This is a genomic window from Streptomyces sp. SAT1 (assembly GCF_001654495.1).
Lineage (GTDB): Bacteria > Actinomycetota > Actinomycetes > Streptomycetales > Streptomycetaceae > Streptomyces > Streptomyces andamanensis.
This window is the reverse complement of record NZ_CP015849.1, coordinates 4,830,863-4,856,524: the sequence shown is the minus strand read 5'-3', so window position 1 is coordinate 4,856,524 and position 25,662 is coordinate 4,830,863. Positions and strand designations below refer to the sequence as shown.

The following is a 25,662-nucleotide window of genomic DNA, read 5'->3' as shown; positions in this document are numbered from 1 at the left end:
GTGTGGCGGCGGCGCCGGGACATCAGCACTTCTGTCCGCCTCAACAGTGCGCACCGGGCCCGCATTCCCGGGCCGTCACCCGAGTGAGCCGCACCACCGCACGACACCCTCGGTGAGGACGGCCAGCGCCTGCTCCTCGGTGGTGCCCGACCGTTTCGGCACCGCGAAGCCGTGGTCGCCGTACGGGACGGTGATCAGCTCGTAAGGGCCCTCGGGGAACTCCCCGGGCTTCCCGAAGGGGTCGTTGCCGCCCTGGACGACGAGGGTGGGGACCCCGGCGCCGAGCAGTTCACCGGCCCGGGACTTCTCCGGGCGGCCCGGCGGGTGCAGCGGGAAGCTGAGGGCGAGGACCGCGTGCGCGCCCAGCGGGGCCGCCGTACGGCAGGCCACGCGCGCGCCCGCGCTGCGCCCGCCCGCGACGACGGGCAGGCCCGGGGCGGTGAGCGCGGGCCAGACGCCGCGCCAGCCGGTGTCCAGGGTCTTCGGCGCGGGCGCCACCTTCTTGCCCGCCACCCGCCAGGGCTGCTCCACCAGCGCCACGCTCACCCCGTGCCCGGGGAGCGCGGCGGCCAGGGCCTTCAGGTCGCGGGCCTCGATGCCGCCGCCCGCGCCGTGGCTCACGGCGAGGACGAGACGCGGCCGTGCGGCCCGGTGCCAGGTGACGCGGGCGGTGCCCGCGTCCGTCTCGACGGTCTCGGAGGTGTCAGGGCTCACCCCGGAGAGGATGTCAGAAGGGCGGCCCGGCGGCCCGCCCGCGCATCCCCGGCACGGTCAGAAGACGGCCCGCCCGCGCGCCCCCGGCACGGTCAGAAGAGGGTGCCCTCCTCCGGGGCCTCCAGCTCCTTCAGCAGTTCCGGCCCGTTGTTGCGGACGTTGCTCACCGCGGTGGACACCGGGTAGGCGCGCATCAGGCCCTCGGGCGGCGGCGCCAGCAGCGCGCGCAGGCCGGCGGGGTCCGTGCGGGCCGGGTCCAGCCAGGCGTCCCAGCGGTCCGGGGTGAGCATCAGCGGCATCCGCGGATGGATGTCGGCCAGCGACCGCGGCCCCTCGGCCGGGCCCACCGCCAGCGGCGCCGTCTCGGCCTCGGTGGTGATCACCGAGCAGGTCACCCACCACGCCTGCGGGTGGTCGTCGGGCAGCGTGCGGTCCCGCCAGAACTCGTACAGGCCCGCCATCGCGAACACCGAGCCGTCCGCCGGGGTGACGAAGTACGGCTGCTTGCGCGGACGTTTGCGCCTGCCCTCGACCTCCAGGTCGCGCTCCTCGGTGCCGGTGACCCACTCGTAGTAGCCGTCGGCGGGCACGATGCAGCGCCGGGCGGCGAAGGCGCGGCGGTAGGACGGCTTCTCGTGCACGGTCTCCGCGCGGGCGTTGATCATCCGGGCGGCGCCCTCGGGGCTCTTCGCCCAGGACGGCACCAGTCCCCACCTCAGCTTGCGCAGCTGCCGAACCGGACGCCCGTCCCCGGCGTCCTTCAAAGGGCGGTCGAGGACGACGGGGACCTCCTTGGTGGGGGCCACGTTGTAGTCGGCCGCCAGGGTCTCCTCGGGCTCGTCCCCTTTCTCGACGTTCTCGGCGTTCTCGACGTTCTCGATCCCGAAGATCTGGGCGAGATCCCCCGGCCCCCGGCTCGCTGCATACCGTCCGCACATACATGCCACACTGCCAGACTCCGAACGACGACAGGGAGCCCCTCAGGAATGGACAGCCTCGCCGCCGTCGCGCTGCCCGCCCTCTGGGACCGGCTCGTCGGCACCCAGCCCGACCCGGACCTGTGGGTGGTGCTCGCCACCGCTGCCGCCGCCCTCGTGGTGGTGGCCCCGCACACCCTGTGGCGGATATCCCGCAACGCCATCACCATCGCCCACGAGGGCGGCCACGGTCTGGTCGCCCTGCTCACCGGCCGCACGCTGACCGGGATCCGGCTGCACTCCGACACCAGCGGCCTCACCGTCAGCCGCGGCAAGCCGTACGGCCTCGGCATGATCCTCACGGCCGCGTCCGGCTACACCGCTCCCCCGCTGCTGGGGCTCGGCGGCGCCGCCCTGCTGGCCGCCGGGCACGTCACGCTGCTGCTGTGGGCGGCCACGGCACTGCTGGTGGCGATGCTGGTGATGATCCGCAACGCGTACGGGGTGCTGACCGTCGTCCTCACCGGCGGCACGTTCCTGCTGGTGTCCTGGCTGGCGGGACCGCAGGTGCAGGCCGCGTTCGCGTACGCCGTGGTGTGGTTCCTGCTGCTGGGCGGGGTGCGCCCGGCCTTCGAGCTCCAGGTCAAGCGCTCGCGCGGGGGCGCCGGCGACTCGGACGCGGACCAGCTGTCCCGGCTGACGCACGTCCCGGCGGCCCTGTGGCTGTTCCTCTTCCACGCGGTGTCGCTGTGCTCGCTGATGGGCGGGGGCCGCTGGCTGCTCGGGATGTGATCGTCCGCAGCACCGTGAGGAGGGCCGGGGCGACGCCCTCCTTATAGAGTGGGCGCATGGCCCCGAACCCCGCCCACACCGCCCTCTGGCCCGCCCCGCACGCGAGCGGAGCCGTCGACGCGACGGTCCACGTGCCCGGGTCCAAGTCGGTCACCAACCGCGCCCTGGTCCTGGCCGCCCTGGCCTCCGAACCGGGCTGGCTGCGCCGCCCGCTGCGCTCCCGGGACACCCTGCTGATGGCCGGCGCGCTGCGGGAGATGGGCGTCGGCATCGAGGAGACGGTGTCGTCCAGCACCTCGGGTGCGGGCGGCTCCGGCGAGGCGTGGCGGGTGATCCCCGCCGGACTGCACGGCCCCGCCACGGTCGACGTGGGCAACGCCGGCACCGTGATGCGCTTCCTGCCGCCGGTCGCCGCGCTCGCCGACGGCCCCATCCGCTTCGACGGCGACCCGCGCTCCTACGAGCGCCCGCTGCACGGCGTGATCGACGCGCTGCGCGCCCTCGGCGCCCGGATCGACGACGACGGCCGCGGCGCACTGCCGCTGACCGTGCACGGCGGCGGTGCCCTGGACGGCGGCCCGGTGGAGATCGACGCCTCCTCGTCCTCCCAGTTCGTCAGCGCCCTGCTGCTGTCCGGACCGCGCTTCAACCAGGGCGTCGAGGTCCGCCACACCGGGGCGACGCTGCCGTCGATGCCGCACATCCGGATGACGGTGGACATGCTGCGCGCGGTCGGCGCCCAGGTGGACACCCCGGAGTCGGGCGGCGAGCCGAACGTGTGGCGGGTCACCCCGGGCGCGCTGCTCGGCCGCGACCTGACCGTCGAGCCGGACCTGTCGAACGCGCAGCCGTTCCTGGCGGCGGCGCTGGTGACCGGCGGCAAGGTCGTCATCCCCGACTGGCCGCAGCGGACGACCCAGCCCGGCGACCGGCTGCGGGAGATCTTCACCGAGATGGGCGGCTCCTGCGAACTGTCCGACTACGGTCTGGTGTTCACCGGATCGGGCGCGGTGCACGGCATCGACGTGGACCTGGGCGAGGTCGGCGAGCTGACCCCCGGCATCGCGGCGGTCGCCGCGCTCGCCGACTCCCCCTCGACGCTGCGGGGCGTGGCGCATCTGCGGCTGCACGAGACGGACCGGCTGGCCGCGCTCACCAAGGAGATCAACGAACTCGGCGGCGACGTGACCGAGACCGCCGACGGACTGCACATCCGCCCGCGGCGGCTGCACGGCGGGGTCTTCCACACCTACGAGGACCACCGCATGGCGACGGCCGGTGCGATCATCGGCCTGGCGGTCGAAGGCGTGCAGATCGAGAACGTGGCGACGACGGCGAAGACCCTCCCGGACTTCCCCGAGCTGTGGACCGGGATGCTCGGGTCGTAGGGCGCAAGGAACACGTCATGCGCCGCTACGGCAAGCACACCGACGAGGACGACATCCGCTCCCGGCCCAACCGCAAGGGCAACCGGCCGCGCACCCACATCCGCCCCAAGCACGAGGACGCCGCCGAGGGCATGGTGCTCACCGTCGACCGGGGGCGGCTGACCTGCCTGGTCGACGGGCGCACGGTCGTCGCGATGAAGGCCCGCGAGCTGGGCCGCAAGGCCGCGGTCGTGGGCGACCAGGTGGCCCTGGTCGGTGATCTGACCGGCCAGAAGGACACCCTCGCGCGCATCGTCCGCATCGAGGAGCGCTCCTCCGTCCTGCGCCGCACGGCCGACGACGACGACCCCTACGAGCGCGTGGTCGTCGCCAACGCCGACCAACTGGCCATCGTCACCGCGCTGGCCGACCCCGAGCCGCGCCCGCGGCTGATCGACCGCTGCCTGGTGGCGGCGTACGACGCGGGTCTGACCCCGCTGCTGGTGATGACCAAGTCGGACCTGGCGCCGCCGGACAAGCTCCTGGAGCTGTACGGGGCGCTGGACATCCCCCATGTCGTCACCAGCCGGGAGGAGCTGGAGAGCGGCGGCGCGGCGGACCGGGTGCGCGCGCATCTGGGCGGCCGGGTCACGGCGTTCGTCGGGCACTCCGGCGTCGGCAAGACCACGCTCGTCAACGCCCTGGTCCCCGAGGAGCGCCGGCGCACCACGGGACATGTGAACGCGGTGACCGGCCGGGGCCGGCACACCACCACCTCGGCGCTGGCACTGCCGCTGGCGGGCGACACGGGCTGGGTCGTCGACACCCCGGGCGTACGGTCCTTCGGACTCGCCCACATCGACCCGTCCCGGGTCATCCTCGCCTTCCCCGACCTGGAGCCGGGCACCGAGGGCTGCCCGCGCGCGTGCAGCCACGACGAGCCGGACTGCGCGCTGGACGCCTGGGTGGCGGACGGCCACGCCGATCCGGCCCGGCTGTACTCGCTGCGCCGGCTGCTGGCCACCCGGGAGCGGACCGAGGGCGACTGAACCGGGCCGGGGCGCCCGCGTTGTTTGGCAGCCCAGCGGGCAGGTAAGTGCATAATCGCACCGAGCCGGAGCGGCCACGGAACGCGCACACACGGGAGGACAGCACATGGCGTGGCTGCTGGTCATCGTCGCGGGACTGCTCGAGACCGGCTTCGCCGTCTGTCTGAAACTCTCGCACGGCTTCACCCGGCTGTGGCCCACCATCGCCTTCGCCTGCTTCGCCCTCGGCAGCTTCGGTCTGCTCACCCTGTCGCTGCGCAAGCTGGACGTGGGGCCCGCCTACGCGGTGTGGACCGGCATCGGCGCGGCGGGGACCGCGATCTACGGGATGATCTTCCTCGGCGACCTGGTGTCGACGCTGAAGATCGTCTCGATCAGCCTGGTCATCTTCGGCGTGATCGGACTCCAGCTGTCCGGTTCCTCGCACTGAACCGCCGCGCGGTCACAGGGGCGGCACTACGGGGGTGGTGTCACAGGGGGCGGTGCCACAGGGGGCTGCATCACAGGGGGTGGCGGCGCAGCACTCCGCTCACCAGCGCGGTGACGCCGGCCTCTTCCGGCGGCGCGGCCACGCAGGACAGCGCCAGCCTGAACACCAGTTCGCAGACGTCCGCGAGTTCGGCACCGTCCGCGGGGGCCCGCGGGGCCGACGGGGCCGGTGAGCCAGGTGGGGTCGGAGAGTCAGGTGGGGTCCGTGAGCCAGGTGGGGTTGGTGAGTCCGGTGGACTTGACGGCTCAGGCGGCTCCGGCGCCGCGGGGGTGCGCGACACGCCCGGCGCGCACGGCACATCCGCTCCGCCCGGCGCGTCCCGTCCGCCCGGCGCATCCGCTCGTCCCGGCCCGTCCCGGCCCTGCGGGTCGGACAGCGCGGCCACGGCCCGGTCGCGGACGGTCGTGAGCAGATCGGCGGGCGAGGGCAGCGCCCCGCGCCGGGCCGGGCCGGCACCGAAGGGTGCGGCCGCCGACGGCCTCGGCACGGGCAGCCGTTCGTCCCAGCACCCGGTCAGCATGGCCCGCACCACCGCGTTGCCGTGGGCGGCCGACGCGGTCCACTCGGCCACGGCCGTCAGGCGCCGTACCGGATCACCGGCGCCCGCCAAGGCGCGTTCCACCCCGGCGAGATAGCCGTCCGCCTCGCTCCTGACCAGGGCCCGCGCCAGCCCGTCCTTGCCGCCGAACTCGTTGTAGAGCGTCTGCCGCGACACGCCCGCCGCGGCGGCCACGTCCACCATCCGCACCGCGGACCACGGCCGCCGGGCCAGCGCCGTACGCGCGGCGTCCAGCAAGGATTCCCGCGCTGCCGGCATCATCGCCTCCCGGGGACGCGTGCGGGTCCCGTACGACGGCTCTAGGACCACAGGTTTGGCGCGGAAGAGGGCACTGTCAAGACTCCCCGACGGCATCCGGCGGACACCCCGCGTTCAGCTTCCCCTGTGGCATTGCGTCACCTCGGCCGGATACCGTTCCCCGCATGCCCGACTATCTCGACGATCTGCGCCTGGCCCACGTCCTCGCGGACGCGGCGGACGCCGCCACGATGGACCGCTTCAAGGCCCTCGACCTCAAGGTCGAGACGAAGCCCGACATGACCCCGGTCAGCGAAGCGGACAAGGCCGCCGAGGAGCTGATCCGCGGTCAGCTCCAGCGCGCCCGGCCGCGCGACGCGGTCCTCGGCGAGGAGTACGGCGTCGAGGGCACGGGCCCCCGGCGCTGGGTCGTCGACCCGATCGACGGCACCAAGAACTATGTGCGCGGTGTGCCCGTCTGGGCCACGCTGATCGCCCTGACCGAGGCGGGCGAGGGCGGCTACCAGCCGGTCGTCGGCCTCGTCTCCGCGCCCGCGCTGGGCCGCCGCTGGTGGGCGGCGAAGGGACACGGCGCGTTCACCGGGCGCAGCCTGTCGCAGGCCTCCCGCCTCCAGGTCTCCCGGGTCTCCTCACTGCCGGACGCCTCCTTCGCGTACTCCTCGCTCAGCGGCTGGGAGGAGCAGGGGCGGCTGGACGGCTTCCTCGACCTGACCCGCGAGGTGTGGCGCACGCGCGCGTACGGCGACTTCTGGCCGTACATGCTGGTCGCCGAGGGCGCGGTGGACATCTGCGCCGAGCCCGAGCTGTCGCTGTGGGACATGGCCGCGAACGCGATCGTCGTCACCGAGGCCGGCGGCACCTTCACCGGCCTCGACGGCCGCCCGGGACCGCACAGCGGCAACGCGGCGGCCTCCAACGGCCTGCTGCACGACGAGATGCTGGGGTATCTCAACCGGCGCGGCTGAATCACGACCGGCGCGGCCGGATCGCGGCGGACGCCCGTGCGCGCCCCCGCCCGGCCGCGCACGCCCTCTTGTTGCACCCCGTCCCGCCTGCGACTCTGGGAGCCCCCTCACTTGTGAACAAGTGAATCCCACCCTCACGCGGGCCGCTCCCGCACGGGTGCGCGCACTCCGCGCCTCCCGTACAGGAGCGTGCTGCGCGTGGATTCCTTGAGGAGGTGGCTCCGCCCCATGCCCGTCCCTCCCCTGCTCGTCCGTGACGCCATGAGCACGGTGGTCCTCACCATCGGTCCCGCCCACACCCTGCGCGAGGCCGCCGTCCTGATGTCCGCCCGCGGTGTCGGCGCCGCCGTCGTGCACGACCCCGACGCCGGCGGCATCGGCATCCTCACCGAACGCGACATCCTCAACTCCGTCGGCCTGGGCCAGAACCCGGACTCCGAGCACGCCCACGCCCACACCACCACCGACGTGGTCTTCGCGGCCCCCGCCTGGACCCTGGAGGAGGCGGCGCGGGCCATGGCAGGCGGCGGCTTCCGCCATCTCATCGTCCTGGACGGCGGCGAGCCGGCCGGTGTGGTCTCGGTCCGCGACATCATCCGCTGCTGGGCGCCGGTGCGGCGGCACCCGGCCCGGGTGCCCGTCTGAGCCCGCGCCACGGACGCGGACGTACGGTGACGGACGTACGGCGACGATCGCGGACGTACGGCGACGGGCCGGGTCCCCGAAGGAACCCGGCCCGCCCGTCCGGCAAACGGTCCAGTGCCGGAGTCAGCCGCGCAGCGCTCGCACGGCGGCCTCCAGCCGCTTGCCGAAGTCCCCGTCGGCCTGACGGAAGTTGTCGACCGCGCGCTCGACGATGTCCTCGCGCGAGACCTGGGAGATCGCACCGGCGAGGTTGCCGATCAGCCGGTCCTTCTCCTCGTCCGTCATCAGCCGGTAGAGGTCGCCCGCCTGGACGAAGTCGTTGTCCTCGGCGTGTGCCGGGGCCGCGTGGTCGCCGGTGGCCCCGGTGACCGCGACGGGCTGCCACAGCGGCCGGTCCGTCTGGAACGGGCCGCCGAAGCTGTTCGGCTCGTAGTTCTTCGCGCCCTTGTGCCGGCCGTCGTACAGGTGGCCGTCACGGGCGTGGGAGCGGGCCTCGGTCGCGTGCGGGCGGTTCACCGGCAGGTGCCCGGCGTTGATGCCGACGCGGTAGCGGTGGGCGTCGCCGTAGGCGAACAGGCGGCCCTGGAGCATCTTGTCCGGGGACGGGCCGATGCCGGGCACGAAGTTGGCCGGGGTGAAGATCGACTGCTCGACCTCGGCGAAGACGTTCTCCGGGTTGCGGTTCAGCTCCAGCTTGCCGAACTCGATCAGCGGGTAGTCCGCGTGCGGCCACACCTTGGTCAGGTCGAACGGGTTGAAGCGGTACCCCGCCGCCTCGGCCACCGGCATGATCTGCACGTACACCGTCCAGGACGGGAACTCGCCGCGCTCGATCGCCTCGCGCAGGTCGCGCTGGTGCGAGTCGGGGTCCTTGCCCGCCAGGACGTCGGCCTCCTCGGCGGTCAGGCACTTGATGCCCTGGTCCGTCTTGAAGTGGTACTTGACCCAGAAGGACTCGCCGGCCTCGTTGTTCCACTGGTAGGTGTGCGAGCCGAAGCCGTCCATGTGGCGGTAGGAGGCCGGGATGCCGCGGTCGCCGAAGAGCCAGGTCACCTGGTGCGTGCTCTCCGGGGACAGGCTCCAGAAGTCCCAGACGTTGTCCGGCTCCTGGCTGCCCGTGTACGGGTCGCGCTTCTGGGTGTGGATGAAGTCGGGGAACTTGATGGCGTCCTTGATGAAGAACACCGGGGTGTTGTTGCCGACGAGGTCGTAGTTGCCCTCCTCGGTGTAGAACTTCAGCGCGAAACCGCGCGGGTCGCGCACCGCGTCCGCCGCGCCCAGGTTGCCCGCCACCGTGGAGAAGCGGAGGAAGGTCTCCGTCTCCTTGCCGACCTCGGAGAGGAACGCGGCACGGGTGTACGCGGTGACATCGGCGGTGACCGTGAACGTGCCGTAGGCGCCCGCGCCCCGCGCGTGCACCACGCGCTCCGGGATGCGCTCGCGGTTGAAGTGCGCCAGCTTCTCCAGCAGGAGCTGGTCCTGGACGAGAACCGGGCCGCCGACGCCCGCGGTCTCGCTGTTCTGGTTGTCGGCTACCGGAGCACCGGCCTCCGTGGTGAGCGGCCCCTGGGTCACGTCGCCTCCTGCGGCAATTTCTGTCGTACCTGTCGCTTGGCCGAAGCCAGTCCCGATCCTACAATGGACAAAGTCTAAGTCAAGTAGAACTCCAAAGTCACACTTGTTCGGGATCTGTTCTCGCTGCTGTTAGGCTGGTGTGTATGAGTGACCTTCTGGAACGGCTGCGGGGACGCGGGTGGCGCATGACCGCGCAGCGGCGCGTCGTGGCCGAGGTCCTGGACGGCGAGCACGTCCATCTGACGGCCGACGAGGTGCACGCCCGAGCCGTGACGAGGCTCCCCGAGATCTCCCGGGCGACCGTCTACAACACGCTGGGCGAGCTGGTCACGCTGGGCGAGGTGCTGGAGGTCAGCACCGACAAGCGCGCCAAGCGGTACGACCCCAACGCGCACCAGCCGCACCACCACCTGGTCTGCGCCGGCTGCGGCGCGATCCGCGACGTCCACCCGAGCGGCAACCCGCTGGCCGACCTCCCGGACTCGGAGCGCTTCGGCTTCACGGTCTCCGACGTCGAGGTGACGTACCGCGGGCTCTGCCCGAACTGCGCGTCGGCCTGACGCGCCCCGCACACGGAACACGGCGAAGGCCCCGGCACCCGAGAGGTGCCGGGGCCTTCGCCGTACCCGCCCGGAAACCGTTCCGCCCGGAAACCGTCCCACCGGGACGCCTCACCGCACCAGAACGCGCCGGAACGCACCGAGGGCCGGAACCCTGATCGGATTCCGGCCCTCGGTCTTCAGTAGCGGGGACAGGATTTGAACCTGCGACCTCTGGGTTATGAGCCCAGCGAGCTACCGAGCTGCTCCACCCCGCGTCGATGAATAGAACACTACGTGACCGGGGGGAGAAGAAGCAAATCGCTTCCCCGCGGCCTCACCCGCCCCGCGAAGCCGCGCGACCTCGCGGTCCTCCGCCGCCCCGCGGAGCCGTCCGGCGCGCGTCCGGCCGCGCGGGCCGGCGGTGCCTCGCGGAGCGTCACGCCGACAGTTCCTCGCGCAGCGCGTCCCGCAGCCGCGCCGCCCGCTGGGCGACCTCGCGCGGCCCCAGCGCCACCGCCCGGTCGGCCCACCGCTGCCCCTCGGCCAGCTCGCCGCGCCGCGCGCAGACCAGCGCCAGCCGCAGCGCCGCGCGCCCGTGCCCGGCCTCCGCCGCCCGCGTCCACCACACGACCGCCTCGGGCTCGCTGCCCTCGCGGGCCAGCAGCAGACCGAGGTTGAACGCGCCGTTGCGGGACCCGGCCTCCGCGGCCTCGCGGTACCAGCGCGCCGCCTCGACGACATCGCCGCGCGCCGCGGCCAGCATGCCCACCCGCACCTGAGCCCGGCGGTGCCCCTGGGAGGCCGCCCGCTCGTACCACTCCTCGCACTCGGTCTTCTCGTGGACCGCCGGTTCCCCCAGTTCGTGCGCGGGCGGCGGGGGGCGGCGCGCGTCGAGCACGCTCGCCAGCCGGTAGGCGCCCTCCGCGCTGCCGCCGCCGGCCGCGCAGCGCAGATGCCGCTCGGCCGCCCGCTCGTCGCCCGCGCGCAGCCGGGCCATGCCCACCTGGAGGGCCGCCTCGCTGTGCCCGGCCGCCGCCGCCTGCTCGTACCAGCGCAGGGCGTCCCGTTCCAGGCCGCGCCCGGCGTAGAGGATGCCCAGGTTGAAGGCGGCGTCCACGCTGCCGGCCTCGGCCGCCTTGGAGAACCACGGCTCGGCGCCGGCCGTGTCCCCGCCCTGGAGCAGCAGGACCGCCAGCGCGTTCGCGGCCTCGCGGTGGCCCGCGTAGGCCGCGCTGCGGTACCACTGCTCGGCCTGCGGGGTGCGGCCCTGCTCGGCGCAGAGCAGGGCGAGGTTGTAGGCGCCGTTGACGTCCCCGGCGTTCATCGCCGCGCGGTACCAGCGCTCGGCGGTCTGCGTCTCGCCGCGCTCGGCGTGCAGCGCGCCCAGCGCGTTGGCCGCGTTGCCGTCGCCGTCCTGCGCGGCCCGCAGCCACCACACGGCCGCGCTCTCGGTGTCCCCGGCGTCGCGCAGCAGGAACCCGAGGGCGCAGGCGGCGCGCGCCTCACCGTCCTTGGCGGACGTCAGGTACCAGCGGCCGGCCTCCCTCAGCTCGCCCCGCTTCTCCAGGATCGCCCCGAGGTGCAGTGCGGCGCGGCGGTGGCCGCGGGCCGCGGCCTGCCGGTACCACTGCTCGGCCTCCGCGGAGGGGGCGGCGCCGTCCGCCGCCGGGTCCGGCGCGGACCGCCGGTCCACCGCCCTGGCCAGGCGGTACGCCGCCTCCCGGTGCCCGCGTTCGGCGGCCACCCGCATCCAGCGCTCGGCGTCCGCGTCGGCGCGGTGCTCCAGCAGGTCGGCGAGGGCGTAGGCGCCCAGGACATGGCCCTGTTCGGCGGACTGGCGCAGCCAGTACTCGGCGGCGGGCTCGTCGCCGCGCTCGCGGTGGTGGCGGCCGAGCGCGTGCGCGGCCGGGGCGGAACCGGCGACGGCGGCGATGCGCCACCAGCCGGCCGCCTCCTCGGGGTAGCCGCGCTGCTGGAGGAGGACGCCCAGGTTGTTGGCCGCGGCCCGGTCACCGGCCGCGGTGGCGGCCCGCAGATGGGGTTCGGCGCCGTCCAGGTCGCCCCGGCGCAGCAGCATGGCGCCGAGGACGCTCATCGCCTCGGTGTCGCCGGACTCGGCGGCGAGCCGGCGGCGCGCCAGCTCGGCGACCTCCTCGGCGGCGGCCCCGGTCTCGTCCGCCGCGGTCTCCCGCGCTGCCGTCCGGTCCCTGGTCCCGTCCTCGGTCCCGTCCGTGCCCGTCACCTCCGCACCGGGGACGCGGGCACCGGTCCGGTACCGGTCCGCGCTCCCGGACTCCTCGGGCCCCTGGGTCGGCCCGGGGTCGGAAGTCTGCACAAATCGCCCTGTCTCGAACAGAGTTACCTTGTCCCCCATAACGTCCATCGTCGCACCACCCGCAACCCGGGTACACCTGGTATACCGCAGCCAGTGAGGTCACTTCAGCGTTTTGTCGACATGCCCACAGAGAGACAAGTCAAACACAGATCGCCCAACTCCCCACGGCGGCACGGCGGTCGTGGGACACGCGTCTTGAGTCCGCGCAGCGCGAAGGCCCGGATCCGTCGAGGGATCCGGGCCTTCGACTCGTTCGGGAAAATCAGCTCCCGTTCTTGCCGTTGCCCTGCTTGCGGGCCGCCTCCTGCGCGTCCTCGGCCTGCTGGAGCGCCTTCTGGAGGTCCTTCTGCGCCTTGCCGTAGGCCTCCCAGTCGGTCGGCTTCTTGTTCAGCGCCGTCTGGCCCTCGTCGAACGCCTTCTGGGCCGCCTCCAGGGCCTTCTGGACCGTCGGGTTGCCCGCGGCCGGCGGTTTGGTGCCGCTGCCCTTGTCCGGCGGGTTCGTGGCCCCGCTGGTCCCGAAGACCTTGTCCAGCGCCTGGTCGAGGGTGTCCTCGAACGCGGTGGCCCCGCCGTAGGTCACCAGGACCTTGCGCATCAGCGGGTACTTGAGCTGACCGCCGCGCACATAGACCGGTTCGACGTAGAGGAATCCGCCGTCGAGCGGGATGGTCAGCAGATTGCCGTACTCGATCTCCGAGTCACCGCCTCTGATGAGTTTCACGAACTCGGCGATGTTCTGCGAGGAGTTGGAGTTGAACTGGCTCTGCACCTGTTTGGGGCCGCCGACCGTCGTGCTCTTCGGCTTCAGGATTCTGATCTTGCCGTAGTCGGGCGTGCCCGCCTGCGAGTCGACCGCCATGAACGCACTCAGGTTGTCCCGGCCGCTCGGCGTGAACGTCGTGGTGAGCGAGAACGCCTGGGAGTCCTGGCCGGGCATCTTCATCGTCAGGTAGTACGGCGGCACCGCGTTGCCCGACTTGTTGGTCGGGTCGTCGGGCACCTGCCACACCTCGCTGCTGCTGAGGAAGGTCTGCGCGTCCTGGACGTGGTACCGGGTGAGCAGTTCGCGCTGCACCTTGAACAGGTCCTGCGGATAGCGGAGGTGGTCCATCAGCTTCGGCGAGATGGCCGACTTCGGCTGCACCGTCCCGGGGAACGCCTTCATCCAGGTCTTCAGGACCGGGTCCTCGGTGTCCCACTGGTACAGCTTCACCTCGCCGGTGTAGGCGTCGACGGTCGCCTTCACCGAGTTGCGGATGTAGTTGACCTGGTTCTGCTGGGCCACCACCGCGCGCTGGTTGTTGTTGTACGTCAGCGAGTCGGCCGTGGTGTCGCCCAGCGTCGTGCGCGAGGCGTACGGATAGCCGTTGGTCGTCGTGTACGCGTCGACGATCCACTGGATCTTGCCGTTCACCACCGCCGGATACGCGTCGCCGTCGATGGTCAGCCAGGGCGCCACCGCCTCGACGCGCTCCTTGGGCGTGCGGTTGTACAGGATCCGCGAACCGTCCCCGATGGCGCCGGAGTACAGGATCTGCGGCTCACCGAACGCCAGCGCGTACGCGGCCCGGTTGACCGGGCTGGACAGGCTGACACCGCTCTTGCCCTGGTAGCTGGTGGTCGTCTCGCCGTCGTTGTTGGAGTAGTCGATCTCCTTCTGGGGACCGCCGACGATCGAGTACGTGGTGGTCTTCTCGCCGTAGTAGACGCGCTGCTCGTACGTGCCGAGGTCGCCGGTGGCGGGCAGGTTCTTCTCGGTGAAGACCGGCTCGCCGTTGCTGGCCTCGGTGCCCTTGGCGGCGACGAGGCCGTAGCCGTGGGTGTACCGGAAGTGGCTGTTGATCCAGTTCTTCTTGATGCTGTCGAAGTTCAGCTCGCGCAGACCGACGACCGTGTCCTGGACCTTGCCGTCCTTGGTGGGATACCGGTCGACGTCCAGATTGTTCGGGAACGCGTAGAAACCGCGGATCTGCTGGATCTGCTGGAACGTGGGCGAGACGATGTTCGGGTCGAGGATGCGCACGCTCGCCGTCTTGTCCACCTGGCCGCGCAGCGTCGACTTGTCCTCGGTGCTGCTCGTGCCGTCGTAGTCCGAGACGTCGGTGTGGTCGATGCCGTACGCCTCACGCGTCGCCTTGATGTTCTTGGCGACGTACGGCGCCTCCTTGGCCTGCTCGTTGGGCTGGACCTGGAACTTCTGCACGATCGCCGGGTACAGGCCGCCGATGAGGACGGCCGAGAGCACCATCAGACCGAAGCCGATCACGGGGAGCTGCCAGGTGCGCCGCCACAGCGTGGCGAAGAACAGCAGCGCGCAGATCACCGCGATGCAGAACAGGATCGTCTTGGCCGGCAGATAGGCGTTGGCGTCGACGTAGCGCAGGCCCGTCCAGTTGTCGGTGGCCTTGAAGTCGCTGGACTTGACCGCCAGCCCGTACCGGTCGAGCCAGTACGCGACCGCCTTCAGCGCGACGAACACGCCGAGCAGCACGGACAGGTGCCCGGTGGCCGCGGCCGTGGCCCGCGCGCCGGGGCTGGTGATCCGCAGCCCGCCGTACAGGTAGTGGGTCAGCACCGCGGCGATCAGGGACAGGATCGCGGCGGCGAAGCCGAAGCCCAGCAGGAAGCGGTACCAGGGCAGGTCGAACGTGTAGAAGGAGATGTCGAGGTGGAACTGCGGGTCCGTCCGGTGGAACGGCACGCCGTTGACCCACAGCAGCCAGGTGCGCCACTGGCCCGCGGCGGAGGCCCCCGCGATCAGCCCGACCACGGCGGTGATCCCGCACAGCAGCCACTTCTTGTACGGCGCGATGCCCATCCGGTAGCGGTCGAGGTTCTGCTGCTCCATCGACATGGCGCTCAGCGGGGGCCGCAGCCGGTGCGCCAGCCAGACGTTGAACCCGACGGCCGCCGCCATCAGCAGGCCGAACACCAGGAACAGCCCGATCTTGGTCCACAGCGTGGTGGTGAACACGGACGAATAGTGCACCGACCGGTACCACAGCCAGTCCGTCCAGAAGCCCGCGAACATCGTGAACGCGATGCCGAGAGCGGCAAGGACGCCCAGGACGATCAGCAGGGTCCGGGCTCGCCGGGACGGGCGGCCGACTCTGATCCGCGGCCCGGACGGGCCTCCGCCGCGGTCCGGCATCTGGAAAGCCAAGGTGCGCACCTCGAAGTTCGCTGGTGGTTCGCTGTCGTTGCGTCTGGCCCCCGTGTCCGCGGACCGTACGGAGCGCCCGCGGTCACGGGCGCCCACCTATGCAACTTACTCACCGTTTATTCGGTTCCCGATTCCGGCCGGGAACGAGGCAGGATTGTGACCATGTCCAACACTCCCATGGCAGCGAACCCCCTCACCCGGGCCGTCCTCGAGATCGACGAGTACGCCTCCGGGCTCGGCTGGGACCAGCCCGCTCGCCTCTTCGCCCTCGTCGACACCGCGCGGCTGCGGTCCGAGGAACCCGCCCTCGCCGCGCAGCTCGGTCTCCAGGACGAGCAGGAGACCTCCGGTCTCACCCCGATCGAGCAGGACGAGGTCCCCGCGGACCGGCCGCTCGACGAGTTCCTCGCCACCATCGCCTGGCCGGGCGCGGTGGCCGGCTGCGCGCTCACCGTGGAGCGCCTGATGCTGCCGCCGTCCGCCGAGGCGCAGGTCCCGCAGGGCCTCGACGATGCCAAGCTCGCCCGGTGGGTGGCCGCCCACCCCGAGCGCCAGGAGGTCCGTATGACGGTCGCGGTGCTGCGCGACGGCGCGCGCGAGTCGGCGCTGCGCCTGCGGGAGAAGGACTCCGCCACGGACGTCCTCACCGGCTCGGAGCTGGTCCCCGGGCTGGCGGAGGCGCTGGCGGCCACGTTCGAGGAGTGAGTGCCCGAGGGGCCGCTCCGGAGGGAGCGGCTCTTGAGGCGCGGGGGCGGTCCGCTCAGCCCTTGGCCGAGCAGGTCGGCAGACCGGCGGTCTTCCCGGAGCGGATGTCCTTGAGCGCGGCGAGGGCGTCGCGGATGGTGCCGACCTTGACGAGGGTCAGCCCGGAGGGGGTGTCCGCGGCCGCCGCCGCGCAGTTGTCGGCGGGCGTCAGGAAGTACTGGGCGCCCTTGTCGCGCGCGCCGATGGTCTTCAGCTCGATGCCGCCGATCGGGCCCACCTTGCCGTCGTCGTCGATCGTCCCGGTCCCGGCCACGAACTTCCCGCCGGTGAGGCTGCCCGGGGTGAGCTTGTCGTAGATGCCGAGGGCGAACATCAGACCCGCGCTGGGTCCGCCGACGTCCGCGAGCTTGATGTCGATCGTGAACGGGAAGGTGTGGTCGGTCCCCGGCGAGATGCCGACGACGGCGCGCTGGGCGCCCCCGTCGTGGGACCGCGCGGTCGTGATCGTCACGTCCTTGGTGACCGTCGCCGCCTTGTGCGCCTTCTCGGCGGCGGCCTGGTCCTTGGCGGGCACGATGGTGAAGACGGTCTTCTCGCCCGGCTTGTGCTTGGTGACCAGCCCCGCCACGTCGGAGGGCTGCTTGACGGGGGTGCCGTCCACCGCCTTGATGACGTCACCGGCGTGCAGCCTGCCCTGCGCCGGGCTGTCCTTGACCACGGTGGACACGATCACCCAGCTCTGCACCGGGATGCCGAGCTCCTTCAGGGCGGCGACCTTGGCGCTCTCCTGGGACTGGCTGAACTCCTCGGCGTTCTCCTGGGTCGACTGCTCCTCCGTCTTGCCGTCCGGGTAGAGCGTGTCGTGCGGGACGATCCTGTTGTCGTGGGCGAGCCAGCCGTAGACGGCCTCCACGAGGTTCATCCGGTAGTCCGGGCTGGTGACCCGCACGGTCGTCATGTTGAGGTGGCCGTCGGTCGGGTACGTCTTGTGCCCGTCGATCTGCAGCACCGGCTCGCCGTCGTGGTCGCTGAGGGTGTTGACCGTCGGTCCCGGTGACATCTCCGAGTACGGCACCCGGAGGAAGACTCCCGCGCACAGGAGCGCGATCAGCATCAGGGTGGAGGCGAGCATCGTCGCGGTGCGGCGTGGCATGAGTCGACAGTACGGGACCGGCCTGTCGGCGCACCGTCAGGGCCGCCGCGGGGATCCGGTCAGGTGCCGGAGGTGGACCGCTCCATGGCCTCGCGGAACCGGGCGTAGCCGTCCAGTTCGGGCCCGTCGCTGCGGATTCTGCGGGTCCGGTTCGCCCAGCTCCCCCACAGCCCGGCGACTATCCCCGCCACCACCGGTATCAGCAACCAGGCGAGTGCTCCCACGCCGACCTCCCTACCCCGATCGACCGATCCCGACCGACTGATCAGCAGATTAACCATCCGCACTGACAACGCTCGGGCCAGGGGGCCGGTTACGCAACCGGTGCCGGGCGCGGGAGCGACACCGGAGCCGGGTACGGCTCTTCGGGGCGGCGCTTTGGGTTCAGCAGGCGCCGACCCATTCCTCGGTGCCGTCGGAGAACCGCTGGTGCTTCCAGATCGGCACCTCGTGCTTGAGATCGTCGATCAGCTTCCGGCAGGCGGCGAACGCCTCGGCGCGGTGCGGGCACGACACGCCGACGACCACGGCGAGGTCCCCGATCCCCAGATCCCCCACCCGGTGCACGGCGGCCAGGGCCCGCACCGGGTACTCGGCCACCACCTTCTCGGCGACGCGCCGGATCTCCTCCTCGGCGCTGGGGTGGCAGGAGTACCCCAGCCCGTCGACGTCGGCGCCCCCGTCGTGGTTGCGCACGGTCCCCACGAACAGCGCCGTCCCCCCGGCCGCGGCGTCGCCCAGCGCCCGGAAGACCTCGTCCAGGGAGAGCGCGGTGTCCCGGACGCCGATGAGCTTGATGGGGTCGTCGGCGGTGTGCTCGCCGGGGTGATCGGTGGTGGGTGCCATGTCCTCCATCGTGCCGCACGCGCGCGAGGACGCGGAATAGCGTGATCGCCCGGCACGCGCGCGTGGAGGTTGGAGCCTCCTACGACCGGCCGACGGCCCGCCCGGCCGGGCGCGGGTCGCTCAGATGCGACGGCGGGCCTTGCGCGCCCGCCGCACCACCGCCGCGGCGCCCAGCAACGCGACCGTCGCGCCCGCGGCCCCGGCCGCCGTCGCGTCCTTGCGCCCGAGCCGCCGCCCGGCCACCGTGTGCCGCCCGGCGACCTCCTCCAGCAGCTCGGCGAGGACCTCCTCGTTGGTCCACTTGGGCCGCCATCCGGCGTCGTGCAGCCGGCTGCCGCTCACCACCCAGGGGTACATCGTGTACGCCAGGTCCCCGGCCGGGGACGGGGTGAGCCCGATCCGGTGCAGCCGGGCCGCCGCGCCCAGCGCGACCGCCGACGGCAGCTCCATGCGCCGGATCCCGCTCAGCTCCTCGACCTCCTCCTGCTCCAGCCAGCCGTCGCAGCCGACGGCCAGCTCGCCGTCGGCCTTCTCCAGCACGGCGTACTCCAGCGCGCTGCACAGGTCCTCGACATGGCAGAACTGCCAGGCCGGCCGGGACCCGGCCACCACCAGCAGCCGCGGCGACTCGAAGTACCTGGTCAGCGCGGTGTCGGTGCCGCCGACCAGGACGGCGGGGCGCATCACGGTCACATTGAGGCCGGGGTGCGCGCGGGGAGCGCGCCGGGCCAGCCGCTCGATCTCCAGCAGGTCACCGACACCGGTGGCCTCGGCGGTCGCCCGCAGCTCGGCGTCCTCGGACAGCGGCAGCTCGTTCTCCGGCAGCGCCCCGTAGACCATCGCGGAGGTGCACAGCACCACCCGGTGCACCCCGGCCGCCGCCGCGGCCGTCAGCACCGTCTGCGTGCCCCGGACGTTGTAGGCGCTGCGGGCGGCGGGGTCGCTCTCCAGATCGAGGTCGAGCGCCAGGTGCACCACGACGTCGGCGCCGCGCAGCCGCTCCGCGATGGCGGGGTCGCGCACGTCCAGGACGTGCCACTGCGCCTGCGCGCACTCCCCGCGCCGTTCGTCGATGGCGATGACCTGCCGGACCTCGGCGGAGGCGGCCAGCCGCTCGGTGAGCAGGGCGCCGACACCGCTCGCGGCTCCGGTGACCGCGACGACGGGCCCGCGCGCGGCGGGCGTGTTCTCATGGTTTCGCGCTGCGCGAACCTGTGGATCTGGGGAACTCACCGGGCGTCTCCAGCGGTTGTCTTCCATACGGGCGCGAATGACGCGTACGTACCAGGTGGCATCCATCCTGCCGCAGGCGTTCTGTCGGCGAAGCACCGAGGCCCGAACCGCTCGCGGTGTCTAGGCTGGGTGGTGTTGTCGGGCAGCCGCGCCGCCGGAGAGAACCGGTGGCCTTACCAGCCGAGGAACCCCGTGAGTGACACCCCATTCGGATTCGGCCTTCCGCCGGAGGAGCCGGACGACGGCGACGAGGGCAAGAAGAAGGACCAGGAGAGCGGTGGTGGGCAGGGACCGGCCAACCCGTTCGGTTTCGGGCTGCCCGGAGCCGGAGGCTTTGGCGGGCCCGGCGCCGACAATCCGCTCGCGGCGATGTTCGGGTCGCTGAACCCCACCGACCTGGGCGCCGCCTTCCAGCAGCTCGGCCAGATGCTCTCCTACGAGGGCGGCCCGGTGAACTGGGACATGGCCAAGCAGATCGCCCGCCAGACGGTCGCCCAGGGCACCTCGGACGGCACCAAGGACGCCAGCGTCGGCCCCGCCGAGCGCACCGCCGTCCAGGAGGCCGTCCGCCTGGCCGACCTGTGGCTGGACGACGCCACCTCCCTGCCCTCCGGCGCCGCCGCCACGGTTGCCTGGTCCCGCGCGGAGTGGGTCGAGGCGACCCTCCCGGCGTGGCAGGAGCTGGTCGACCCGGTCGCCGAGCGCGTCGGCAACGCCATGGGCGATGTGCTGCCCGAGGAGATGCAGGCCATGGCCGGCCCGCTGATCGGCATGATGCGCTCCATGGGCGGCGCCATGTTCGGTACGCAGATCGGGCAGGCGGTGGGCGTGCTGGCCGGCGAGGTCGTCGGCTCGACCGACATCGGTCTGCCGCTCGCCCCGGCCGGCAAGGCCGCGCTGCTCCCGGTGAACGTCGAGAAGTTCGGCAAGGACCTCGGCGTGCCCCAGGAGGAGGTGCGCCTGTACCTGGCGCTGCGCGAGGCCGCCCACCAGCGCCTGTTCGCGCACGTGCCGTGGCTGCGCTCGCACCTGTTCGGCGCGGTCGACGGGTACGCGCGCGGGATCAAGGTCGACACCGCCAAGCTGGAGGACGTGGTCGGCCAGTTCGACCCGCAGAACCCGGAGCAGTTGCAGGACGCCCTCCAGCAGGGCATGTTCCAGCCGGAGGACACGCCGGAGCAGAAGGCCGCCCTGGCGCGTCTGGAGACCGCTCTGGCGCTCGTGGAGGGCTGGGTGGACGCGGTGGTGCACGCCGCCGCCAAGCCCCGGCTGTCGTCCGCGGACGCGCTGCGCGAGACGCTGCGCCGCCGCCGCGCCTCGGGCGGCCCCGCCGAACAGACGTTCGCCACGCTGATCGGTCTCGAACTGCGTCCGCGCCGCCTGCGCGACGCCTCCCGCCTGTGGGCCTCGCTCACGGACGCGCGCGGGGTCGAGGGCCGGGACGCCCTGTGGGCCCACCCGGACATGCTCCCGACCGCCGCCGACCTGGACGACCCGGACGGCTTCGTGCACCGCGAGCAGCTGGACTTCTCCGAGCTGGACAAGATGCTCGGCGAGGCGGCGAGCGGCAAGCCCGACCTGCACAAGAAGGACCCGGGCGAGGGCGGGGCCCCCGAGGACGGCGCCGACGACGGCAAGGACAACGGCACCGAGTGAGCCTCTTCGACGACACGGTCCTCGTGCTGAAGGGCTACGAGGACCAGACGGAGCTGCGCCAGGTCTATCTGGACCATCTGGCCGCTCACCCGGACGGCCTGTGGAAGGCGTGCGGGGACGGGCACATCACGGCGAGCGCGCTGGTGGTCGACCCGGAGCACGGCCGGGTGCTGCTGACCCTGCACAAGAAGCTGCGCATGTGGCTCCAGATGGGCGGCCACTGCGAGCCGGAGGACGCCACACTGGCACAGGCGGCTCTGCGGGAGGGGACCGAGGAGTCGGGCATCCCGGGGCTCTCCCTGCTGCCCGGCGGCCCGGTCCGGCTGGACCGGCACCTCACTCCCTGCGCCTGGCACCTCGACGTCCAGTACGCCGCGATCGCCCCGCCCGGGGCCGTCGAGGCGATCAGCGACGAATCGCTGGATCTGCGCTGGTTCGCCTACGAGGAGGTGGGCGGCGTCGCGGACGACTCGGTCGTCCGGCTGCTGGAGGCCACGCGCGACCGGCTCTGAGGCAGAGACGGAAGTAAGGGGCGACCGCTTGGGCGGTCGCCCCTTACCTCTGCTCATTTCCGTCCGAGGCTCGGGCCGCGGCTCAGCTCCAGGCGTTGCCCTGGTTCTGTCCCCGGGCGCCCTGCTGCCCCATGCCGAACTGCGCGGCGAGGCCCTGCCCGATCGCCGCGTTCTGCGGCGGCAGCAACTCACTGGGCTGGACGAGCGCGTAGCCGCTGCCCATGAAGCTCAGCTCCCAGCCCTCGCCGGTGTTGCCGCGGCGCCGCCACACCCCCGAGGAGTGCGTCTGGGCCTGCATCTGCACGCGCAGCCCGGTGGACCAGGCGACGATCGCGTCGGCGTCGCAGTTGACGTACTTGTCGGGCGTCACCTGCATCATCAGCGGCGCCCCCGAGGTCATCAGGGCCACCTTGCCGTGTCCGGTGATGTTCAGCTGGTACTTCCCGGAGCCGGAGATGCCGTACATGCTGTCGACGGCGATCACCTCGTGGTGCAGCGAGGAGTCCATCGCCAGGACATAGCTGCTGTCGACGGTGAGGCCGTCCTGCTCGATGTCCATGATGTGCACGTACTGGCCGAGGTTGGCGAGGTAGACGGTGCCCTGCCCGTGGCAGCGCATCAGGTCGAGGCCCTCGCCCGTGTAGGCACGCGCGTGCCCCTGGTTGCTGCTCTGGTACTCGGCGTCGAACTCGACCATGCCCTGGTAGGCGACCATCGTGCCCTTGCGGGCGAGGATGTCGTCGTGGCCCTCCATGACGACGCGCAGCATCTGCTTGTTCTGGAGGCCCCAGCGGTCCTGGGTCTGGACGTCGTTGAAGGCGAAAAGCGGGCTCTGCATTGTCCTTCTCTCCCCCTCAGCCCCGGACCCGGAGGCGGTCGGTGCTGTCCTCGCTGGGCTGCACGACGACGATGCCCTGCCCGGAGAACGCCATCTGGTACGCCTCGCCGCTGCCCCGTCCGATCAGGGACTGCGCCTTGAAGCTGCGCTTGCCCTTCACCTTGAGGTTCGGCGACCAGGCGACCAGGGCGTCCGGGTCGACGTAGGTCTCGTTCTCCCCGCCGCCGCAGTCGACGACGATCGGCTTGCCCCGGGAGGTCAGCGCGACCCAGCCCTGCCCGGAGATCTTGGTGTTCCACAGGCCCTGTCCGGCGAACTTCGCCAGCCCCTTGACCCGCTCGACGCCCCACTGGAGGTGCGCGTCGAAGGCGAGCAGGTTGGTGGCGTTGACGGAGATCGCGTCACCGCCCAAGTTGATGACGACGACGTCGGCGCCGTAGTCGGCGAGGTAGAGCAGACCGTCACCGGTGCACTTCATCAGGGGCGCGCCCTCGCCGGTGATCCAGTCACGGGCGATCTGGCGCACGGCCGGCGGGTTGGGCTCGTACTGCACGAAGCCCTCGTAGGCGACCATCGAGCCCACGCGCGCGAAGAGGTCGTTGCCGGTCTGCATGGCGACCTTCAGCATGTGGCTGCCGTGGTTCTCCATGCGGGCGGTGACGGGTGCGGGGGCGTAGCCCGCGAGCGGCTGGTTCATGACGGGCTCCCTCAGACCTCGTAGGGCTGGACGACGACGAAGTTGCCGGGCGCGGCCCGGAACTGGAGGTTGACGCCCTCCCCGGTGTGGCCCGGGTAGGCGTTGCGGCGCATGCGCACCTGGCTGGAGACGATCACCTGCGCGGCGGCGGACCAGGCGACGACGGCGTTGGAGTCGACGAACGTCGTGGGGGTGACCGGCAGGACGACCGGCGTGCCGTGCGTCTTGACGACCACCGTGCCGGTGCCCTGGAACTGCATGGTGAACAGGGCGCCGCCGGGGATGCCGTGCCCTTCGATGCGGCGGACCTCGTACTGGAGGCTCTCGTCGAAGGCGAGGACGTTCTCCGCGGAGACGCAGATCGCGTCGCCCTGGAGTTCGACCGGGTGCAGATGGGCGGAGTTCTCGGCGAGGAACACCTGTCCTTGGCCGGTGCAGCGCATGAGCTGCATCTCCTGGCCGGTGGCGTTGCCGACGACACGGCCCGCGAAGCCCGCGCCCTTGTAGCTGAAGTCGACCTTGCCCTGGTAGAGGACCATGCTGCCCTGCCGGGCCAGGACGGGCTGGCCGCCCGTGCCGAGGTCGGCGCGGATCAGCTTGCCGTTCTGGAGGGTCCAGCGCTGGCCGGTGGGCGTCTCCTTGAACTGCTGGAGCGCGGCGGCCACCCCGGCGCCCTGCGGAGCCTGCACGGCGGCCTGCGGCGCGCCGTAGGGCGCGGGCTGGCCGGGCGCCTGCCCGAACGGCGGCTGCTGTCCGTAGGGCGGCTGCTGCCCGTAGCCGGGCGGCATCGGGGGCTGGCCGTAGCCGGGCGGCACGACCGGCGCATGGGCGGCCGGGGGCTGGCCGTAGCCGGGGGGCGGCGCGGGCTGGCCCGGGACCGGCTGGCCGTACGGCGGCTGCTGGCCGGGGTGACCGTAGGGCGCGGGGGCCGGGGCCGGCGGCGGGACAGTGCCTCCGGGCGGGGCCATGGGCGCGATGATGGTCGGCGCGGCGTGCACCGAGGGGGTGGGCGCCGGAGCCGGGGGACCGGGGGGCGGCGAGGTCGAGCCCGGGGGCGGCGCGAAGCCCTGGGCGGCGGGCTGCGGCACGGGGGCCGGCGCCGGAGCGGGCGCGGGGGCCGGAGCGGGCGCCGGTGCGGCGGGTGCGGGTGCCGCGGGTGCGGGTGCCGCGGGTGCCGGTGCCGCGCCGGGGGCTCCGAAGGCGGGCGGGGCGGCGGACCGGGCGGGCGGGGCGAAGCCCGGGACCGCGCCCGGCTGCGCCTGCTGCGGAGCCGGTGCCGGTGCCGGAGCGGGTGCCTCCTCCTCCAGCACCTCGCCGCCGAAGTTCTTCAGCAGCGCTTCCAGGCCGCCGTCGAATCCCTGTCCGACCGCGGCGAACCGCCAGACGTCCTTGAGGTAGATGTCGCCCAGCATCACGGCCCGCTCGGTGGAGAACTCGGCACCGGTGAAGGAGTACCGGGCCACCTCCTCGCCGCCCGCCACGATGCGCAGGTAGCCGGGGGCCACCTGCGACATCTGCCCGGCGCCGTCGAGGGTCGCCGTGAAGGACAGCTTCTGGATCCCCGGCGGGATCCGGTCGAGCGTGACCCTGAAGGACTCCGTGTCGCCGGCCTGCGCGCCCAGCAGCTGGATGGCCTCCTCCGGGGACTTCGGCTGGTTGAAGAAGACGAAGTACCGGTCGTCCGAGAGCCTCTCCTCGGCGTCGAGGCCGAAGCAGCTGATGTCGAAGGTCAGTCCGGGGCCGGAGATCTGTACGCCCACGTACAGATCCGTGCCCGCGGTCAGGTCACTGATCCTGGCCTTGTGGCCGCGTTGGAATTCCCTGGGCATACGTAACGACCGTCCCCCATCCCGAGTGCGAGTGCGTCGCGCCAGGCTAACGGCAAACTCCGACACCCGACCAAGCCGGTACAGACCCGGTACACAATCCCCGCCCGGCCGTGGCGCACGGTGCCGCGCCGCCCGAGGGGGTCACGTGCCGCGCGCCCGGCGGGGCGGCCGGTCAGTCGTCGCGGTCGCCCGGCGGGTGCGGCAGGCGGCCCGCCGCGACGACCCCCTCCAGGTAGCCGCGGGCCCGCTCGGTGCGCGGGTAGGCGTCCAGGAGCCGCCAGAAGTCGGGGCCGTGGCCCGGCACCAGAAGATGAGCCAGCTCGTGCAGCAGCACGTAGTCGACGACGTACTCGGGCATCCCCTGGAGGCGGTGCGAGAGCCGGATGCTGCCCTCCGCCGGGGTGCACGAGCCCCAGCGGGTGTTCTGGTTGGTGACCCAGCGGACCGAGACCGGCCGGGCCCGGCCGTCGTAGTACTGGGCCGAGAGCCGCTCGGCGCGCTCGGCCAGCTCGGTGTCGCCGAGCGAGCGGCGGCTCTCCTGGGCGGCCAGCTTGTCGAGCATGACGTTCACCCAGCGCCGCTCCTCCGCCTCGGACATCCGGGCGGGGATGAGCACGACGGTGCGGTCGCCCTCGCGGTACGCGGAGACGGTCCGGCGGCGGCGGGTGCTCCTGCGGACCTCGATCGGACTCGCCGCCGAGCCGCTCGGCGGCGGGCTCGTCTTGCTGCGCTGCGGCGCTCCGGCACGGTGCAGTGGGTCGGCGGACACGCCCCGACGTTACCGGGTGCGCACGGCGGAAGTCCCGGGTCCGGGACGGTTCC

24 protein-coding genes and 1 tRNA gene are annotated in these 25,662 nt (G+C 72.5%); 10 read left to right on the top strand and 15 right to left on the bottom strand.

What is annotated here, in order from left to right; genetic code table 11:
• Positions 1-75: 75 nt before the first annotated feature.
• Both A8713_RS21070 and A8713_RS21065 read right to left on the bottom strand, forming a co-directional pair.
• A complete protein-coding gene (locus tag A8713_RS21070) occupies positions 76-714 on the bottom strand; it encodes an alpha/beta hydrolase family protein (RefSeq protein WP_064535200.1) in 639 nt (212 codons plus the stop codon).
• A gap of 92 nt (positions 715-806) precedes the next feature.
• Complete coding sequence (locus A8713_RS21065) at positions 807-1,652, bottom strand: SOS response-associated peptidase (RefSeq protein WP_064535199.1); 846 nt, start codon at positions 1,650-1,652, stop codon at positions 807-809.
• Positions 1,653-1,700: 48 nt separating this feature from the next.
• On the opposite strand from A8713_RS21065, the gene A8713_RS21060 reads away from it, so the two are divergent.
• From A8713_RS21060 to A8713_RS21045, 4 genes are all read left to right on the top strand, one after another.
• Entirely contained in the window at positions 1,701-2,423 is a 723-nt protein-coding gene (locus tag A8713_RS21060) for a M50 family metallopeptidase (RefSeq protein ID WP_064535197.1), read from the top strand.
• Between the two features lie 56 nt (positions 2,424-2,479).
• Complete coding sequence (gene aroA, locus A8713_RS21055; protein ID WP_064535195.1) at positions 2,480-3,811, top strand: 3-phosphoshikimate 1-carboxyvinyltransferase; 1,332 nt, start codon at positions 2,480-2,482, stop codon at positions 3,809-3,811.
• A 17-nt stretch (positions 3,812-3,828) separates the two neighbouring features.
• The gene (rsgA, locus tag A8713_RS21050; protein ID WP_064535193.1) at positions 3,829-4,839 is read left to right on the top strand and encodes a ribosome small subunit-dependent GTPase A; all 1,011 of its coding nucleotides are present in this window, start codon (positions 3,829-3,831) and stop codon (positions 4,837-4,839) included.
• 106 nt (positions 4,840-4,945) lie between these two features.
• The gene (locus tag A8713_RS21045; protein ID WP_018571325.1) at positions 4,946-5,269 is read left to right on the top strand and encodes a DMT family transporter; all 324 of its coding nucleotides are present in this window, start codon (positions 4,946-4,948) and stop codon (positions 5,267-5,269) included.
• A 70-nt stretch (positions 5,270-5,339) separates the two neighbouring features.
• On the opposite strand, the gene A8713_RS21040 is transcribed toward A8713_RS21045, so the two are convergent.
• Positions 5,340-6,125, bottom strand: a complete 786-nt coding sequence (locus A8713_RS21040) for a TetR/AcrR family transcriptional regulator (RefSeq protein WP_443069739.1) — start codon at positions 6,123-6,125, stop codon at positions 5,340-5,342.
• 185 nt (positions 6,126-6,310) lie between these two features.
• On the opposite strand from A8713_RS21040, the gene hisN reads away from it, so the two are divergent.
• Together hisN and A8713_RS21030 are read left to right on the top strand one after the other, a co-directional pair.
• Positions 6,311-7,111 (top strand): histidinol-phosphatase, encoded by an 801-nt coding sequence (hisN, locus tag A8713_RS21035; RefSeq protein ID WP_018571323.1) that lies wholly within the window; start codon positions 6,311-6,313, stop codon positions 7,109-7,111.
• A gap of 243 nt (positions 7,112-7,354) precedes the next feature.
• Positions 7,355-7,756 (top strand): CBS domain-containing protein, encoded by a 402-nt coding sequence (locus A8713_RS21030; protein WP_064537624.1) that lies wholly within the window; start codon positions 7,355-7,357, stop codon positions 7,754-7,756.
• A 123-nt stretch (positions 7,757-7,879) separates the two neighbouring features.
• Here the strand turns inward: A8713_RS21030 and A8713_RS21025 are convergent, their stop codons facing one another.
• A complete protein-coding gene (locus tag A8713_RS21025; protein ID WP_064535192.1) occupies positions 7,880-9,331 on the bottom strand; it encodes a catalase in 1,452 nt (483 codons plus the stop codon).
• Between the two features lie 143 nt (positions 9,332-9,474).
• On the opposite strand from A8713_RS21025, the gene A8713_RS21020 reads away from it, so the two are divergent.
• A complete protein-coding gene (locus A8713_RS21020) occupies positions 9,475-9,891 on the top strand; it encodes a Fur family transcriptional regulator (protein WP_064535191.1) in 417 nt (138 codons plus the stop codon).
• Positions 9,892-10,074: 183 nt separating this feature from the next.
• On the opposite strand, the gene A8713_RS21015 is transcribed toward A8713_RS21020, so the two are convergent.
• From A8713_RS21015 to A8713_RS21005, 3 genes are all read right to left on the bottom strand, one after another.
• Positions 10,075-10,148 (bottom strand) — tRNA-Met (locus A8713_RS21015).
• Positions 10,149-10,309: 161 nt separating this feature from the next.
• Positions 10,310-12,256 (bottom strand): sel1 repeat family protein, encoded by a 1,947-nt coding sequence (locus A8713_RS21010; RefSeq protein ID WP_443069738.1) that lies wholly within the window; start codon positions 12,254-12,256, stop codon positions 10,310-10,312.
• A 214-nt stretch (positions 12,257-12,470) separates the two neighbouring features.
• Complete coding sequence (locus tag A8713_RS21005; protein ID WP_064535189.1) at positions 12,471-15,359, bottom strand: UPF0182 family membrane protein; 2,889 nt, start codon at positions 15,357-15,359, stop codon at positions 12,471-12,473.
• Between the two features lie 174 nt (positions 15,360-15,533).
• On the opposite strand from A8713_RS21005, the gene A8713_RS21000 reads away from it, so the two are divergent.
• Positions 15,534-16,076: a PPA1309 family protein gene (locus tag A8713_RS21000; RefSeq protein WP_064535187.1), complete on the top strand. Its 543-nt coding sequence runs from the start codon at positions 15,534-15,536 to the stop codon at positions 16,074-16,076.
• 55 nt (positions 16,077-16,131) lie between these two features.
• Here A8713_RS21000 and A8713_RS20995 read toward each other — a convergent pair whose 3' ends face one another.
• The 4 genes from A8713_RS20995 to A8713_RS20985 all read right to left on the bottom strand — a co-directional run bounded on the left by A8713_RS20995 (position 16,132) and on the right by A8713_RS20985 (position 19,308).
• The gene (locus A8713_RS20995; RefSeq protein ID WP_064535185.1) at positions 16,132-17,229 is read right to left on the bottom strand and encodes a YlbL family protein; all 1,098 of its coding nucleotides are present in this window, start codon (positions 17,227-17,229) and stop codon (positions 16,132-16,134) included.
• 59 nt (positions 17,230-17,288) lie between these two features.
• Positions 17,289-17,453 (bottom strand): hypothetical protein, encoded by a 165-nt coding sequence (locus tag A8713_RS33840; protein WP_018571315.1) that lies wholly within the window; start codon positions 17,451-17,453, stop codon positions 17,289-17,291.
• Positions 17,454-17,613: 160 nt separating this feature from the next.
• A complete protein-coding gene (locus A8713_RS20990; RefSeq protein WP_018571314.1) occupies positions 17,614-18,075 on the bottom strand; it encodes a molybdenum cofactor biosynthesis protein MoaE in 462 nt (153 codons plus the stop codon).
• 120 nt (positions 18,076-18,195) lie between these two features.
• On the bottom strand, positions 18,196-19,308 hold the full coding sequence (locus A8713_RS20985) for an SDR family oxidoreductase (protein ID WP_064535184.1): 1,113 nt from the start codon (positions 19,306-19,308) through the stop codon (positions 18,196-18,198).
• Positions 19,309-19,500: 192 nt separating this feature from the next.
• Between A8713_RS20985 and A8713_RS20980 the strand changes: the two genes are divergently transcribed.
• Both A8713_RS20980 and A8713_RS20975 read left to right on the top strand, forming a co-directional pair.
• Entirely contained in the window at positions 19,501-20,964 is a 1,464-nt protein-coding gene (locus tag A8713_RS20980) for a zinc-dependent metalloprotease (RefSeq protein ID WP_064535181.1), read from the top strand.
• Entirely contained in the window at positions 20,961-21,476 is a 516-nt protein-coding gene (locus tag A8713_RS20975) for an NUDIX hydrolase (protein ID WP_064535179.1), read from the top strand. Before A8713_RS20980 ends, A8713_RS20975 begins: the two co-directional genes overlap by 4 nt.
• An 82-nt stretch (positions 21,477-21,558) precedes the next feature.
• Here the strand turns inward: A8713_RS20975 and A8713_RS20970 are convergent, their stop codons facing one another.
• The 4 genes from A8713_RS20970 to A8713_RS20955 all read right to left on the bottom strand — a co-directional run bounded on the left by A8713_RS20970 (position 21,559) and on the right by A8713_RS20955 (position 25,609).
• Positions 21,559-22,314 (bottom strand): AIM24 family protein, encoded by a 756-nt coding sequence (locus A8713_RS20970; RefSeq protein WP_018571310.1) that lies wholly within the window; start codon positions 22,312-22,314, stop codon positions 21,559-21,561.
• Positions 22,315-22,330: 16 nt separating this feature from the next.
• Positions 22,331-23,011, bottom strand: coding sequence for an AIM24 family protein (locus A8713_RS20965; RefSeq protein ID WP_018571309.1), 681 nt, complete (start codon positions 23,009-23,011; stop codon positions 22,331-22,333).
• 11 nt (positions 23,012-23,022) lie between these two features.
• Entirely contained in the window at positions 23,023-24,840 is a 1,818-nt protein-coding gene (locus A8713_RS20960; RefSeq protein WP_064535177.1) for a TerD family protein, read from the bottom strand.
• A gap of 172 nt (positions 24,841-25,012) precedes the next feature.
• Positions 25,013-25,609 (bottom strand): M48 metallopeptidase family protein, encoded by a 597-nt coding sequence (locus tag A8713_RS20955; RefSeq protein WP_064535175.1) that lies wholly within the window; start codon positions 25,607-25,609, stop codon positions 25,013-25,015.
• Positions 25,610-25,662 lie beyond the last annotated feature (53 nt).